This window comes from Nonomuraea sp. NPDC049269, from assembly GCF_043197155.1.
In the GTDB taxonomy this organism is placed as follows: Bacteria; Actinomycetota; Actinomycetes; order Streptosporangiales; family Streptosporangiaceae; genus Nonomuraea.
Window position 1 is genome coordinate 609,237 of record NZ_JBICSO010000002.1, and the last position, 14,265, is coordinate 623,501.

15 protein-coding genes are annotated in these 14,265 nt (G+C 68.0%); 7 read left to right on the forward strand and 8 right to left on the reverse strand.

Going from position 1 to position 14,265, the window contains the following annotated elements:
- Window positions 1-42 precede the first annotated feature (42 nt).
- The 3 genes from ACGFNP_RS12540 to ACGFNP_RS12550 form a co-directional block, all read right to left on the reverse strand.
- Window positions 43-684: a hypothetical protein gene (locus ACGFNP_RS12540; RefSeq protein WP_393317778.1), complete on the reverse strand. Its 642-nt coding sequence runs from the start codon at window positions 682-684 to the stop codon at window positions 43-45.
- Between the two features lies 1 nt (window position 685).
- Entirely contained in the window at window positions 686-901 is a 216-nt protein-coding gene (locus tag ACGFNP_RS12545; protein WP_358339444.1) for a hypothetical protein, read from the reverse strand.
- A 172-nt stretch (window positions 902-1,073) separates the two neighbouring features.
- Window positions 1,074-1,295, reverse strand: a complete 222-nt coding sequence (locus tag ACGFNP_RS12550) for a hypothetical protein (RefSeq protein ID WP_358339446.1) — start codon at window positions 1,293-1,295, stop codon at window positions 1,074-1,076.
- A 283-nt stretch (window positions 1,296-1,578) separates the two neighbouring features.
- Here ACGFNP_RS12550 and ACGFNP_RS12555 point away from each other — a divergent pair, with 283 nt between their 5' ends.
- Complete coding sequence (locus ACGFNP_RS12555; protein WP_393317782.1) at window positions 1,579-2,442, forward strand: helix-turn-helix domain-containing protein; 864 nt, start codon at window positions 1,579-1,581, stop codon at window positions 2,440-2,442.
- Between the two features lie 55 nt (window positions 2,443-2,497).
- Entirely contained in the window at window positions 2,498-2,725 is a 228-nt protein-coding gene (locus ACGFNP_RS12560) for a DUF397 domain-containing protein (RefSeq protein ID WP_219529118.1), read from the forward strand.
- Window positions 2,726-2,944: 219 nt separating this feature from the next.
- On the opposite strand, the gene ACGFNP_RS12565 is transcribed toward ACGFNP_RS12560, so the two are convergent.
- Window positions 2,945-4,390: a catalase gene (locus ACGFNP_RS12565; RefSeq protein ID WP_393317785.1), complete on the reverse strand. Its 1,446-nt coding sequence runs from the start codon at window positions 4,388-4,390 to the stop codon at window positions 2,945-2,947.
- A 211-nt stretch (window positions 4,391-4,601) separates the two neighbouring features.
- A complete protein-coding gene (locus ACGFNP_RS12570; protein WP_393317788.1) occupies window positions 4,602-5,978 on the reverse strand; it encodes an MFS transporter in 1,377 nt (458 codons plus the stop codon).
- A gap of 137 nt (window positions 5,979-6,115) precedes the next feature.
- Here ACGFNP_RS12570 and ACGFNP_RS12575 point away from each other — a divergent pair, with 137 nt between their 5' ends.
- From ACGFNP_RS12575 to ACGFNP_RS12590, 4 genes are all read left to right on the forward strand, one after another.
- Complete coding sequence (locus ACGFNP_RS12575) at window positions 6,116-6,949, forward strand: helix-turn-helix transcriptional regulator (protein WP_358339450.1); 834 nt, start codon at window positions 6,116-6,118, stop codon at window positions 6,947-6,949.
- A 71-nt stretch (window positions 6,950-7,020) separates the two neighbouring features.
- Entirely contained in the window at window positions 7,021-8,103 is a 1,083-nt protein-coding gene (locus ACGFNP_RS12580) for a CapA family protein (protein ID WP_393317792.1), read from the forward strand.
- A 41-nt stretch (window positions 8,104-8,144) separates the two neighbouring features.
- Complete coding sequence (locus tag ACGFNP_RS12585) at window positions 8,145-9,980, forward strand: SDR family oxidoreductase (RefSeq protein WP_393317795.1); 1,836 nt, start codon at window positions 8,145-8,147, stop codon at window positions 9,978-9,980.
- A 43-nt stretch (window positions 9,981-10,023) separates the two neighbouring features.
- The gene (locus tag ACGFNP_RS12590) at window positions 10,024-10,665 is read left to right on the forward strand and encodes a TetR family transcriptional regulator (RefSeq protein ID WP_219529509.1); all 642 of its coding nucleotides are present in this window, start codon (window positions 10,024-10,026) and stop codon (window positions 10,663-10,665) included.
- A gap of 66 nt (window positions 10,666-10,731) precedes the next feature.
- On the opposite strand, the gene ACGFNP_RS12595 is transcribed toward ACGFNP_RS12590, so the two are convergent.
- The gene (locus ACGFNP_RS12595; protein WP_393317798.1) at window positions 10,732-11,082 is read right to left on the reverse strand and encodes a hypothetical protein; all 351 of its coding nucleotides are present in this window, start codon (window positions 11,080-11,082) and stop codon (window positions 10,732-10,734) included.
- Between the two features lie 170 nt (window positions 11,083-11,252).
- Between ACGFNP_RS12595 and ACGFNP_RS12600 the strand changes: the two genes are divergently transcribed.
- Window positions 11,253-11,783 (forward strand): tetratricopeptide repeat protein, encoded by a 531-nt coding sequence (locus ACGFNP_RS12600; protein ID WP_358339457.1) that lies wholly within the window; start codon window positions 11,253-11,255, stop codon window positions 11,781-11,783.
- A 222-nt stretch (window positions 11,784-12,005) separates the two neighbouring features.
- On the opposite strand, the gene ACGFNP_RS12605 is transcribed toward ACGFNP_RS12600, so the two are convergent.
- Together ACGFNP_RS12605 and ACGFNP_RS12610 are read right to left on the reverse strand one after the other, a co-directional pair.
- Window positions 12,006-12,770: a hypothetical protein gene (locus tag ACGFNP_RS12605; RefSeq protein ID WP_393317801.1), complete on the reverse strand. Its 765-nt coding sequence runs from the start codon at window positions 12,768-12,770 to the stop codon at window positions 12,006-12,008.
- Between the two features lie 133 nt (window positions 12,771-12,903).
- Window positions 12,904-14,133 carry an RNA-guided endonuclease InsQ/TnpB family protein gene (locus ACGFNP_RS12610; protein ID WP_393317804.1) on the reverse strand — a complete coding sequence of 410 codons (1,230 nt, stop codon included), beginning with the start codon at window positions 14,131-14,133 and terminating at the stop codon, window positions 12,904-12,906.
- Window positions 14,134-14,265: the final 132 nt, after the last annotated feature.

The window sequence follows — 14,265 nt, forward strand, 5'->3', positions numbered from 1 at the left end:
GCACCTCAGGCCCGAGGCGCTCCCCAGGTCATCGGCGGGCCGTCAGCCGACCTGCGTCAGCGCGAACGGCCTGGCCAGATCAGGGGGCTCCTCAAGGTCGCTCCGCAAGGAGATCCAGGCATGGCCGTAGAGCCGGGCGAGCCCGGGGGAGGCCGCGCCGGGCAGCTCGTCACGCCGGACGACCTCAACGATCAGCAGGTGCGCCCATTTGCGGTGCCGGTAGACGTTGGCGCTCCTGGCCCAGCACGCCGCGGCGATCTCCTCGGCGTAAGCCTCGAACTCCGCGGCGGAGATGCCCGCTCTGGTCATGACGAGGGCCTTCTCACCCGTGCGGGTGGGGGTGATCCACAACACCAGCGGGATCCGGCCCGCCCGGGTGTGCATCGTGGTCTCCAGGCAGGTCTTCTGCAGCCGGTGCCTGGTCGCCACGCACCAGAAGTGCGCCGCCACCCAGTTGCGGCCGGTCCTGGTCACCGCCGGCACCGAGACCGCGCTGGTCAGCATGATGAACGGCCACCACCGGCCCTGCTGGGTGGCGCCCAGCAGCGTCAGCACGAACAGGGTGAGCGCCCCGATCAGCAGCAGCTCGGTGCGGATCCGCCACAGCCTGGCGAGCAGTCCGGAACCGGCGGCCGGCAGGTCCTCGTTGGCCGGGTAGATCTGGTTACGTGGGTTCCTCGACATCTCAGGACACCTCCTCGACGATTCGGGAGGGAACCTTGAGCTGGTCGAATCGGGGGTCGCGGTAGCGACGTGCGCCGAATCCGGCCTTGGCGACGGTCCAGCCGCGCCGGTACGCGAACTCGTCCGGCTCCATGCAGATCTCTCGATCCGCCCACGCGATGAGTTCCTGGATCCGGGTCTTGATTCGGCTGAGTCCCTTGGTACCTTGTGAGTACATGGAACACCTCTTTCGCGGCATTACTCGAGGTGGGTTCTTGCGCCGGATCGCAGGCTGATGACCGGTGTCGCCGCAGGGTGGCAGCCCTTTTGAGCGGCAATGAGGTGGTCAGCCTGGGTCCGGCTTATCTGTGGTTCTCCGTGCTCGAATGAGCGACATTCGCGGCGGTCGATCAGATGAATGCGGGGTCCTTCCGGCAAGCGGCCTCCCTGGGGCAGAGATTCAGATCCGGGACGGCGACGTTGCCGGTGGTGCGGCCCGCGTGGCCGCCAGCGATCAGAAGCGGTAGGCCCGGTGTGTTCGGCCGTGTCGTCATCTCGGCCTCCCATCCGTCGGCAACCTTCCAGGGCTCGATCGTCTCTCCCGGAACCGCCTGGTGCAATACGTTCAGCAAGAGAAGATTTTGTTTTCTTGGTCCTTGCTTGAAGTTTGTGGTGCATCTGTTGGTGCAACTTGCACGCCAACTATCAGGTGTTCCTGGGGTCCGAGTACACGAGGGGGAACCGCCGTATGCCTGCCGCCCCAGGTCGAGCCCCTCTTGCACCTTGCGCTCACTACGTGAAACCCTTACGGCAAGCCTCAGCAGCAATGCTCGTGCAAGTTGCAGTGTAAGATTGGCTGAACGGCCAAACGGCCTTTCCCGTTACACCTTCATTCCCGACCGAGGAGAGTGGACGGTGCCATCGCAGCAGGGCAGTCCGACTGTTCGCAGGCTCAGACTCGGTCAGGAGCTACGCCTCCTACGCGAACGAAAGAAGCTGACGGGGGCCAGGGCGGCCAAGGATCTCGGCTGGAGCGCCAGCAAGATCAGCCGGATCGAAGCGGCCAAGACTGTGCCAAGCGCCGAGGACATCAAGGCACTGGCAGAGCTCTACAAGATCGACAGTGGTAAACGTGACGAACTCTTCGCCCTGCTGAGGGATGCGGATCAGCGTGGGTGGTGGGAAGATTACGAAGACGCCCTACCTGAGGAATACACAAGATTCCTCGGGTTGGAGGCGGAGGCGACATTCCAGCGCAACTGGGAACCCCAGATCGTGCCTGGTCTCCTCCAGACTGAGGACTATGCACGGGAGGTCGTCCTCTCCGTCCGCGGCATCTCGCGCATCACGCACAGCGGTGTCCGGAGCCGGGTCGAGGCGCGCATGGATCGGCAGCAGCGGGTGTTGCACCGTCCGCAGCCGTCCCAGCTACGTTTCGTGCTCGACGAACCGGCGCTGATGCGCCGTTTCGGTGAGCCCTCGGTCATGCGGGAACAGATGGAGCATCTCCTGGAGATGTCGCTGCTGCCACACGTCAGTGTGCAGGTGCTGGTGATGGATGCGCTGCACCCCGTCAACACGGGGGCTTTCATCCATCTGAAGTTCGCGGAATTCGACGATGTTGTATATCTGGAGCAGCTCTACACTGCTCACTTCGTCGATGATCTCGAACGAGTGGCTGGATACGAGGAAGCCTTCGACTACATCAAGTCCCAAGCGCTGGACGAGGACGAGTCACGTGTGCTCATCCAGCGCAAGGCCATGATGTGGCGAGGCTAGCGACAAAGATCACAACAAGGGGCAACGGTGCCCCTTTCGCCCGTTTGGGGAGAAAATGTACATCGATCCCGTGGCAGCGACCTGGCAGAAGAGTAGCTTCTGCAACGGCGCGAGCAGCTGCGTCGAAGTCGCGCCGCTTGCCGACGGAAACGTCGCCTTGCGAGACGGCAAGGAGCAGGACGGACCTGTCCTGGTCTTCACGCCGAGTGAGTGGGCTGCCTTCACGGCCGGGGTTCGTGATGGCGAGTTCGACCTGACCTCGCTTGCCGCTACCGCGTCATGAATAACGGCCCTGGCAGGTTGCTAGCACAACACCATCAGGGCCGCCGCGACTCCAGCTCGTCATCTTTCGCGAGAACCGAAGATCCCCATATCTTGGCCTGAAGTGCGTTGGAGATCAACTAGCGACTCACCCACTGCTCCACTTGGACCGCCCCCAACAGGCTCCACGTGAAACTGCCCGCGCCCTCACAGGGACGCGGGCAGTTTCACGTGCTCTGTGTCAGGCGAGGTCGAGGCCGCGGGCGACGCCCTGGCCGAGGTCCTTGTGGATGTTGCTCCAGTACTCCACGACCCGCTGCCTCATGTCCGAGGTGACCTCGGGGGCCGAGGCGTGGCCGACGATGTTGCTCACCAGGTGCTCGCGGTCCGTCTCGGACAGCACGTTCTCCCAGAGGGCGCGCGGCTGGACGTAGTCGTCGTCCTCGGCGTGCTTGGTGTACGCCGACCGGATGATCTCGCCCGCCACCTGGTAGTTCTCGCCCTCGTACAGCGAGGGGTCCGCCGCCGGGCCGTTGACGCTGTTGGGGGCGTACACCGGGTCCCGCTGGTTCGTGAAGGTCATCGGACCGTCGAAGTTGTAGGAGTTGACCGCGGTCCGGGGCTGGTTGATCGGCAGCTGCAGGTAGTTGGGGCCGATGCGGTAGCGGTGCGTGTCGGGGTAGGAGAAGAGCCTGCCCTGCAGCATCTTGTCCGGTGAGGTGCCGATGCCGGGCACCAGGTTCGACGGCTCGAAGCCGGCCTGCTCCACCTCGGCGAAGTAGTTGGCCGGGTTGCGGTTCAGGGTGAACGTGCCGATCGTGATCTCGGGGTAGTCGCTGTGCGGCCACACCTTGGTCAGATCGAACGGGTTGAACCGGTAGTCGGCTGCGGCCTCGAACGGCATGATCTGGACGTTCACCAGCCACGACGGGTGGTCGCCCGCCTCGATGGCCGTGTGCAGGTCGCGGATGTGGTGGTCGGGGTCGACGAGCAGCGCGGCGGCCTCGTCGCCGGTGTAGTTCTCGATGCCCTGCTCGGTCCTGAAGTGGTACTTCACCCAGAACTTCTCGCCTCCGGCGTTGTACCAGAGGAAGGTGTGCGAGCCGAAGCCGTGCATGTGCCGCCACGAGGCGGGGATGCCGCGGTCGGTCATGAGGAACGTGACCTGGTGCGCCGACTCCGGTGACAGGGTCCAGAAGTCCCACTGCATGTTGTTGTCGCGCAGATGGGTGTCGGCCCGGCGCTTCTGGCTGTGGATGAAGTCGGAGAACTTCTGCGGGTCCCGGATGAAGAAGATCGGCGTGTTGTTGCCGACGAGGTCGTAGTTGCCCTCTTCGGTGTAGAACTTGATCGCGAACCCCCGCGGGTCGCGAGCGGTGTCGGGGCTGCCGAGCTCACCGGCGACGGTCGAGAAGCGCAGGAAGAGCGGGGTCTCCTTGCCCTTCTGGAAGAGGCCGGCCTTGGTGAACTGGCTGACGTCCTCGGTGATCCGCAGGAAGCCATGGGCGCCGCCGCCTTTGGCGTGCACGACGCGCTCGGGAACACGTTCCCGGTTGAAGTGCGCCATCTTCTGGATCAGGTAGTGATCCTGCATGAGAAGAGGGCCGTTGGGGCCGACGGAGAGCGAGTGCTCGTCACTCGGCGCGGGAATGCCCGCGTCGTCGGTGGAGATGGGCCTGTTCGTCATAAGCGTGGTCCTTCGCGATCATCGTTGATGGCTAAGGCAGACGCTCCAGTACGTGACATCGGCTGCGTCCACGACATCGCGCACGGTCTGCGTGATCGCCACGCGGGCCGCGGTCGTCCGCAGCCCGCCCGACGAATTAGGTCATAGACCCCATATCCGGACACGCTATGCGCTAAACCTGAACGATTCAAGTAAAGGAATGGTGCAAGCTTCAGTTCACGCGGAGCCGTACCAGGAAGATCGAGCTCAACCCGGCCAGTACGGCCAGCGCCGCGAGCGCCACGGCGGTCACCATCGAGGCGGACCCGGTGCCGCCGCCCTGGCTCAGGGAGATGAACAGCGTGCCCACCGTAGAGACCCCGATCACCTGGCCGAGCTGCATCACGGTGAGGAGCGCCCCGCTCGCGTCCGCGGCGTAGACGTCGTCGACGTGGGTGGTGGCCAGGTTGGTCACCGCGACCTGCACGCCGAGCCCGGCGCCGATGAGCGCGCTCATGACCGCGTACGCCACGCCGCCACCGGCGGCGAGCCCGAGACCCACGTAGGCGGGTGCGGCCACCACGTAACCGAAGGGCACGAACGAGCGCTGGCGGCGGGGCGGCAGCAGCGGCCAGCCGAGCCCCACGAGCGCGAACGCCAGCGCGCACGGCACCAGCATCATGCCCGAGGCCAGCGGCGACAGCTTCAGGTCGCCCTGCAGGTGCAGCGCCGAGGTGAACAGGAACGCGCCCCAGGTCGCCGGCCCGAGGAGCAGTACGGCGAGCCCCGGCCGCATGCCGGGCGCGCGCAGCACGCGCGCGTTCACCAGCGGGCGCCCGCCGCGGTTGGTCACCCAGCGCTCAACGCGGACGAACACCACGAAGAGCACCACACTCAGCGCCATCGAAGCCCAGCCCCACAACGGCCAGCCGAGGTCCCTGCCGAGCACGAGCGGGACCACGAACAGCAACACGGCGGCCGACAGGCTCACCAGACCCCACGGGTCGAGCCCGCCCTGGCCGCCGCCCTGGTCGGCGGGGAGGACGCGCAGGCCCGCGATCAACAGCAGGACGCCGATCGGCACCAGGACGAGGAAGACGATCCGCCAGCCGGCGCCGAGCCCGAGCAGGATCCCGCCGAGCGCCTGGCCGACCACGATGCCGCCGCTCACCACCGCCGACCACAAACCCAGCGCCCGGCCTCTGGCCGCGCCCTGGTAGTTGTGCTGGATCAATGTCATGACCTGGGGCATCATCAGCGCGGCCCCGGCGCCCTGGGCGAGCCGGGCGGCGACCAGCGTGCCGGTCGTGGGCGCGAGCCCCGCCCCCAGCGTGGTGAGGGTGAACAAGGCGAGCCCGATGAGGAAGGCCCGGCGGTAGCCGAACAGGTCGCCGAGCCTGGCACCGGTGATCAACAGGACGGCGTAGACAATGGTGTAGCCGGCGACGATCATCTGCAGCCCGGCACCGGATGAGTGCAGATCGGCCTCGATGGTCGGGGTGGCCACGTTGACGATGTTGACGTTCAGGATGGCCAGGAACTGCCCCACGAGGATGACCGCCAGGAGCAGCCCGCTGGCCTTGCTCTTCTCCGGCTGTTGGACCGGCATAGGAGGAGCAAGAGGAGCAGATTGGGTCATAAGTCAAGTGTGGCGGCAATCCAGTACCAGTAACGAGAGCCCCTTTATACTGGTATTAACGCTACCTGGATCACTGACGCCCGCTCTCCCATAGTTGAGGAGTGACCGTGACAGAAGCAAGGCGCTCCGATCTGTCGGCATTCCTCCGCACCCGGCGCGAGCGGATCACCCCCGAGATGGTCGATCTGGCGCCGGGTCCCCGCAGGCGCACGCCCGGCTTGCGCCGCGAGGAGGTCGCCCAGCTCGCGGGGGTGGGCGTCACCTGGTACACGTGGCTGGAGCAGGGGCGGCCGATCAACGCCAGCAGTCAGGTGCTCGACGCGATCTCGCGCACGCTCCGGCTCGACACCGCCGAGCGGCAGCACCTCTACCGGCTCGCGGGCCAGTCGGGCACACCCATCCTCGACGACTCCACGCCGGTGACGCCGGAGATGCAGGCCATACTCGACCAGCTCGGCGCGATGCCCGCGTGCATCACGAACAGCCGCTGCGACCTGCTGGCCTGGAACTCCGCCTATGCCACGATCTTCCCCGAGACCGTCGACGCTCCGGAGTGCGAGCGCAACTCGCTCTGGCAGACCTTCGTCAAGCCATCCTGGACGACCATGCTGGTCAACCGCGGTCAGGAGCTGCCCCGTACCGTCGCCGTCTTCAGGGGCGCCTACAGCCGCCACTCCGACGACCCGTGCTGGCAGGACTTCGTCCGGCGGCTCGCCGCGGAGAGCGCCGAGTTCGCCCGGCTCTGGGCCAGGCAGGACGTGGCCGAGCCCGGGCCGCGCGTGAAGACGTTCGAGCACCGGCAGATGGGCCGGATCAGCTTCAGGACGACGAGCTTCAACCTCTCGTCGGCGCCCGAGACTCGCATGATCGTCTACACGCCGCTGGACCAGGGGTGCCTCGATGCCATGACTCGTCTCATGACAGAAGGTCAGCTTAGCTAGAATCGCCGCGGTTCATCCGCTCATGCCATGCTCGATGGCTGAAAGTCAGGATCGAGCGGAAGCGACCGCACATGAGACTCCCCCGTCCCCTACTCTCGGCGCCCCTCGCCGTCACGCTGGCCGCTGTCGCCGCATGCACGGCGGCCGAGCCGGAGCAGCCGCCGAAGACCGAACAGGCGGCGGAGGAACCGAAAGAGGCGAAGGTCTCCGCCACCCCAGCCCGGCGGCCGTACACCATCTCGTTCGGCGGGGACGTGCACTTCGAGGGTGGGCTGCGCAACAGGCTCGCCGCGCCGCGCACGGCGCTCGGGCCGATCGCGGAGGTGCTGCGCAAGGCCGACCTCGCGATGGTCAACCTGGAGACGGCGATCACGACCGGCGGTACGCCCGCGCCCGGCAAGGAGTTCACCTTCAGGGCGCCCGCCACGGCGTTCGCCGCGCTGAAGGCCGCCGGGGTGGACGTGGCGTCGATGGCCAACAACCACGGCATGGACTACATGGAGACCGGGCTCGCCGACTCGCTGGCGGCGATCAAGCAGAGCAAGTTCCCGATCGTGGGCATCGGGGCGAACTCCACGCAGGCCTACAAGCCATTCAGGAAGACCGTCAACGGCAACCGGGTCTCCATCCTCGGCGCCACGCAGGTGCTCGACGCCGAGTTCATCCAGGCGTGGACGGCGACGCCCGACAAGGGCGGGCTCGCGTCGGCCAAGGACGAGCCGCGCCTGCTCCAGGCCGTACGGCAGGCTCGCAAGAACTCCGACACCGTCATCGTGCACCTGCACTGGGGCACCGAGATGCAGAAGTGCCCCAACCCGGCGCAGCTCGCGCTCGGCCCGAAGCTGATCAAGGCGGGCGCCGACGTGGTGGTCGGCGGGCACGCGCACATCCTGCTCGGCGCCGGGTACATCGGCAACGGGTATGTCAGCTACGGCTTGGGCAACTTCGTCTTCTACAACTCCACGCCCGCCACCACCGGCAAGACCGGCGTGCTGACGCTCACCATCAAGGGTCGCAAGGTGCTCAAGGACCAGTGGACACCGGCCACGATCCAGGGGGGAGTACCGATCCCCATGACGGGCACGGCCAAGACACAGGCGGTGGCCGACTGGAAGGCTCTGCGGTCCTGTACAGGGCTGGCCGCCCGTCCTTGACGGGATCTATCATTGGACTCTACGTCTAATAGGAGGTCACGATGCGCTGGGTCGAGTCCGATGACGTGCGGTTGGCGGTCTTCGAGGAAGGCGATCCCGGCGACCCCACGATCCTGCTCGTGCACGGCTACCCGGACACGCACCGGGTCTGGGACGAGGTCGCCGAGCTGCTGCGCGACCGCTTCCACGTGGTCCGCTACGACGTACGCGGCGCGGGCTCCTCGACGGCCCCGCGCCACACCCGCGACTACGTCTTCGACCGGCTCGCCGCCGACCTGGCGGCGGTGCTCGACGCGATCGGCAAGCCGCGGGTCCATCTGGTGGGGCACGACTGGGGTTCGCTGCAGGGCTGGGACGCGGTGACCCGGCCCGGACTCCGCGACCGGGTGGCCTCCTTCACCAGCTTCGGCGGCCCGGGTCTCGCGCAGTGGCGCCACTTCATGAGGCACGGCCGGCGGCGCGACGTGCTGGCACAGCGGGCCAGATCCTGGTACATCGGCGTCTTCCAGCTTCCGGTGCTGCCCGAGGTGGCTTGGAGCACGTTCATGCCGCGGGTCCTGGAACGGACGATGCGGCTGAACGAGGGCATCGAGCCCAGGCCGGGCCACCCGGCCGAGACATTGGTCAGTGACGCCCGCAACGGTCTGCGGCTCTACCGCGGCAACATGGCCGACCGGCCCGGCGGTGACGCGTCCGGCCGATCCCGCGTCGACGAGGCGGTCCGTGGCGAGGCGGTCCGTGGTGACGCCGGCCGTGGTGACGCCGGCCGTGGTGACGCCGGCCGTGGTGACGCCGGCCGTGGTGGCGGTCCGACCGTCGCCGTGCCCGTCCAGCTCATCGAGCCGACGCGGGACCCGTTCGTCACCCCGGCATTGCTGGCCTCCCTCGGGCAGGGGGTCCCGAAGTTCTGGCACCGCAAGATCGCGGCCGGTCACTGGGCCCAGCGCAGCCATCCCGAGGTCATCGCCAGGATGATCGCCGAGTTCGCCACCCACACCGACGGCGGCGCGCCCACCAGAAGCCTGCGCGGAGCACGCGTCGAGAAGGGACAGAAGGCCTTCCACGGGCAACTGGTGGTGATCACCGGCGCGGGCAGCGGCATCGGACGCGCCACCGCACGCGCCTTCGCGGCGCATGGGGCCGAGGTCGTCTGCGCGGACCTCGATCTCGAAACGGCGACGCGCACGGCCGACGGCATCGCCAAGGACCTCGGCGGCACGGCCCACGCCGTACGGGTCGATGTCGCCGACACCACCCAGATGGAAGACTTCGCCAGAAATATCCGCGCTGAGTATGGAGTGCCGGACATTGTGGTGAACAATGCCGGGATCGCGGTCAGCGGGCCATTCCTCGACCACTCGGTCGACGACTGGCGCCGGACCCTCGACGTCAACCTGTGGGGCGTCATCCACGGCTGCCGCCTGTTCGCCGCTCAGATGGTCGAGCGGGGAGAAGGCGGCCACATCGTCAACATCGCCTCGCTGGCCGCGTTCGTACCGTCGCGGTTGCTGCCCGCCTACTCCACCTCGAAGGCGGCCGTGAAGATGCTGAGCGACTGCCTCAGGGCGGAAGTCGCCGAGCGGGGCATCGGGGTCACCGTGATCTGCCCCGGTTTCGTGTCCACGCCCATCGCGCGCAACGCCACGTACGTCGGACCGGACATCAGGGAGACGGCCGAACAGCGGCTCGCCCGCCGCGGCTACCCGCCCGAGCGCGTCGCCGCCCACATCCTGCGGGCCGTACACCGTGACCAGGCCGTCGTGCCGGTCAATGCGGAAGGGAAGATCGGCTACGCGCTGTCGAGGATCTCGCCGGGAGCGCTGCGGCGACTGGCACGAGTGACCGGCGTCACAGCAATTCCGCCATTCGCCAGGTAACGATCGTGCACTTGGGGGGAAGATGGAACCCGTGTCCTCCCCGATGATTGAAGACGGCTGCGCGCCGCCCAAATCGCTCCGGCGACGGCCGACGCAGCGCCGCAGTGCCCGCCGCGTCGAGCGGATGCTCGACGCGTGCGCCGAGCTGCTCGACGAGATGGGCTACGAGGGTCTGTCCACCACCCGCATCGCCGAGCGAGCCGGCGTCGCGATCGGGTCGGTCTACCAGTTCTTTCCCGACAAGCGAGCCATCACGCAGGAGCTGACCCGGCGCAACGTCGAGCAGTTCGTCTCCCGGGTCGGCCGCAGGTTCCTCGAAGAGGACTACCGCGGCTGGTGGGAGGCGGTCGACGCGATCATCGACGAGTTCGTCGACATGCATCGGACCGTGCCCGGATTCAGGAACCTGCGCTTCGGCGACGTGGTCGACCTCAACCTGCTCGACTCCGACTCCGACAACAACATGGTGATCGCCGGACGGCTGCGCGGACTGCTGCTGAAGGAGTTCGGGCTGGCCGACAGCCAGGAGCTCGACCTGGCCGTGCTGGTCGCCGTCGAGGCGGGCGACGCGGTGCTGAAGCTGGCCTTCCGCCGCGATCCCGACGGGTCGCCGGAGATCATCGAGGCGGCCAAGCAGCTGATCCGCGGCTTCCTGTCCCGCCAGCTCAAGTCCTGGTCTCCTTGAGGCGCCCGGGTCACGTTCCAGGCTCTCTGCAGGGTGCCCAAGTCCTCCTGGAGGCGTTCTGGGCGGCTACTCGGTTTCGTGTAGCTCCCTGAGGAGTTCGGGGAGCCAGGCGGGAGTCGAGCCGTGCTGGTGCTGTGCCTGGTCGTTCGATTCCGGGACGAGCGCGGCGGCGGGCGGCTGGTGCGGCTGGGTCCGCGACGGGCCGGTGCCCGGCACGCACGGTGCCGGGAGCGTCACCGGTCGTGCGTCGCGTGCCTCCCTCGCCATCCTGGTGTGCAGCCTGGCTTCCAGCGCATGGAGGTTTCGCTCAGCCGATTCGATGGCCTCCAGTCGGGCCGAAAGGTAGCCGACCGCCCCCGGAATCACGGCCGACAGCACGATGACGCAGACCAAGATGAAGGTCATCTGCTTGGACATGCCCATCGCGACTCCCTCCACTAGCGGACGAGCGCGACGGTTATATCCCCTCCGACCAGCACAGACACGCTGACTGTAGTCATACTTTAACGCTACGTTGCCGAACCCGTGCGAGATCCGCGATGTGCATTGACCGGGCAAAACCGCAAGCGGCTCGGTAGTCTCGCGGTGTGGCGCATGTGACCCGTGAGCACCTTGATCGCCTGCTAGAGCAGGCACTGCTGGCCGACGACCACGGTTCGCTGGCGAAGCGGCTGTACGACGTCGCGCTCGGCTATTCGTCGGGCGACGTTTCCAGGGCATCCATCCTGGTCCTGGCCGCCGAGGAATGGCGAGCGGCGGGACAACCCGCACGTGCGATGGAGTGCTTCCAGCGTGCGATGGAAGACGGTGGCGAGTCGAGCATCGACCCGCGAGCCGGCATAGCCGACACGCTTTTCGAGCTCGACAGACCGGACGAGGCAAGGGAGGTCATCGAGACCATCCGCGCGGAGGGCCGTGTCACCACGGCGACCGCTCACACGATCGCCGAGACCCTGGTGGCCTACGGTGACCTGAGGGCGGGGCACGAGTGGGCGACCCAGGCGGTGCTGGCCTGCGAGGAGAACGACCCCGAGCAGGTGGCCCTGCTGCGCACCCGCTACCGCATCCGGGTGGACCTCGGCCTGCCGGAGGACGACCTGGACGCCCTGGTTTCCTGACGAGGGAGGCCGTGGGCAGATGACGCGATCCGCCCCCTGTAGGAGGGCGGCGCGATCTGTCCTGCTGGGCGCATGGCGTGATCCGCGGATGGGTTGCGCGGGCCGTCTCCTCTGGTGCATGGCGCGGCCTGTCCTGTTGGGCGGGTGGCGCGAGCCGTTCCGTGGGTGAGTGCTGCGCGCTGTCCGGTGGGTGGGGGCGTGAGCGTGCGTGGGCGCGAGGCGTCAGTCCAGGGCCAGTCGCTGGATCAGGCCGTTGACGCCGTCGACGGCGGGGGCGTGCTCGGGCACCTCCGGCAGTACGGGGGCGACGGTCTCGCGCTTCACCTGATCGACGGGCGGGAGCGCGTTGACAGGCGGGAGCGCGTTGACGGGCCGGAGCGGGTCGACGGGCCGGAGCGGGTCGACGGGAGACTTGGCCACGGTGCCCACGATGCGTGAGCCGGCCGTGGTCGCGTCGCCGGGCATGTCCACGGTGGGCTTGCCGGTGTGCGGCAGGCGCCGCGGCATGGGGAGGTCGGGTGCCTCCGCCAGCCTCGACACGTCCGCCAGGCCCGCCGCGCCGGGGATGCCGCCGGGGAGCGTCGAGGCGCCCGTGGTGGCGGCCATCCCGCCCTGGTCGGCGATGTTCATCACCGAATGGCCCGTCGCCAGGCCGGTGACGCCGAGCCGGTCGGCCAGGCGTACCGCGGCCATGGACAGGCGGTCGCCGGCCGAACGGGCCATCGTGCCGCTCTGCGACCCGGCCGGCACCACGAGATCCGTGCTGTCGTCGCAGACACGGACCGTGGACGCGGATACGGACGTGGACGTGGACGTGGACGTGGACACGGACGCCGTCATATCCGCCGACGGGCCGCCACAGGCATCCGAGGCGTCGGAGGAGGCGTAGGCGCCTGCGGGGCCCGTGGCCATCCAGCTCACTGCCCCGCTCACTGCCACGGTCAGCGTGGCCACCGCGAGGATGCCGCGGAACTTCCGAGATGACACTGCACGTCCTCCTGCTTCGGCTTTCGATGATGCGACGAGAGCCGAAGCTAGCCACGACCGCCTCCGTCGCGGGCCGGCTTGCCGGAAGGGTGGCGCAACGCTTGACGACGGAGGGCCGCCGTTGACCGTGCCATCAACTACCACCGGTTGAAGCTGATGGTTTGCTCTCGCGGTCCCGTCTGGGTGAAGGGAGGCCGGTAGCGTGTGGCTGGTTGATGGCAGCCCAGCCCGCTATGCCGCGTGTGGCGATGTTGCGGGCCGCGATGTGGTCGGCGTGCCCAGCGAGGCCACACCGGGTGCAGACGAACCGGCCCCGCGCCGGCCGGTTCGCCCTGGACACGCACCCGCACTCCGGACACGCCTGCGAGGTATACGCGGGGTCGACCAGCAGGAAAGCGACTCCGGCGCGGGCGGCCTTGTAGCGGGTGAAGGCGATCTGCTGGGCGAACGCCCAGCCGTGCAGGGTGCGCCGCTGGAACCGGTAAGCCCTTACCCGGCCGCGGATACCCTGAAGATCTTCCAGGGCGACACCACGGCCGGTGCGTTCGGCTTCACGCACCACGTATGTGCTGATTTGGTGGTTGAGGTCGGTCGTCATCCGGTGCTCACGCCCGGACAGGCGGCGCAGCACCCGCCGCGCCGCCGAGGTGCCCTTCTTCTGCAACCGTCGGCGTTGGCGGTGCCGCCGTTCCCGCAGGGTGCGGACGTGGCCGTTGCCGCCGATCGGCCCAGGCAGGGCCGGGCCGGGCAGCACCGCGCCGTCGCAGGTGACCGCCAGGTTCGCCACCCCTTGATCCACCCCCACAAAGCCGCCGACCGGCTCACGCACCGCTGGCTTGGGCAGGGTGAGGGCGACCTGCAGCAGCCACACCCCGCGTCGACAGATCAGGTCTGCCTCCCCCATCGGCAGCGTATCCACGGCCTTGAGGTCTTCTGGCCGGCCGGTGTAGGGGACGGTAACGCGGCCGGTGGGGGTCCACAACGACACCGTCCGGGCATCGCGACTCCAGCTCATCAGCCGGGCGTCGTAGGGGACGGCGCCGTGCGGGCGGAAGATGTGAGCGCGTTTCTTGGTGGAGCGCCGGTTGGCGTAGGCGCTGGCGACCCGGGCGATAGCCCGCACAGCCGCCTGCGCGCCCAGCCCGGCCACCTGCGCCCGCACCGCGTAATAGGCCAGCCGGTGCAACTCCACCACCGTGAAGACGCGGTGCTGCCAGGCCAGCCGGGACACGACGGTGGCAGCCTGACTACACACCAGCACCGCTGCCGCCAGCGCCTCGGCCTGAGCCGGTGTCGGCGTGAGCCGCAACTGCACGATCGAGGGCAGGCCATGCCGTTTGGCGGCGGAACGGCGGATCGCCATCGCGCACCTCCTGTCACAGCGTCCTCACCCACCGCACACATTACCGAACGTGACCGAGTCTTTCCATGCTGTTTTCGAAAGGGGGGGTGGCCCGTGTCATGAAACGCCGACGCCCGGAAACCAGCCGGTCTC

Bases quoted from the DNA above. Each gene is read 5' to 3' on its own strand.
- ACGFNP_RS12540 (WP_393317778.1), bottom strand. From the start codon at position 684: ATGTCGAGGAACCCACGTAACCAGATCTACCCGGCCAACGAGGACCTG.
- ACGFNP_RS12545 (WP_358339444.1), bottom strand. From the start codon at position 901: ATGTACTCACAAGGTACCAAGGGACTCAGCCGAATCAAGACCCGGATC.
- ACGFNP_RS12560 (WP_219529118.1), top strand. From the start codon at position 2,498: ATGTACATCGATCCCGTGGCAGCGACCTGGCAGAAGAGTAGCTTCTGC.
- ACGFNP_RS12565 (WP_393317785.1), bottom strand. From the start codon at position 4,390: ATGACGAACAGGCCCATCTCCACCGACGACGCGGGCATTCCCGCGCCG.
- ACGFNP_RS12570 (WP_393317788.1), bottom strand. From the start codon at position 5,978: ATGCCGGTCCAACAGCCGGAGAAGAGCAAGGCCAGCGGGCTGCTCCTG.
- ACGFNP_RS12580 (WP_393317792.1), top strand. From the start codon at position 7,021: ATGAGACTCCCCCGTCCCCTACTCTCGGCGCCCCTCGCCGTCACGCTG.
- ACGFNP_RS12585 (WP_393317795.1), top strand. From the start codon at position 8,145: ATGCGCTGGGTCGAGTCCGATGACGTGCGGTTGGCGGTCTTCGAGGAA.
- ACGFNP_RS12590 (WP_219529509.1), top strand. From the start codon at position 10,024: ATGATTGAAGACGGCTGCGCGCCGCCCAAATCGCTCCGGCGACGGCCG.
- ACGFNP_RS12595 (WP_393317798.1), bottom strand. From the start codon at position 11,082: ATGTCCAAGCAGATGACCTTCATCTTGGTCTGCGTCATCGTGCTGTCG.
- ACGFNP_RS12610 (WP_393317804.1), bottom strand. From the start codon at position 14,133: ATGGCGATCCGCCGTTCCGCCGCCAAACGGCATGGCCTGCCCTCGATC.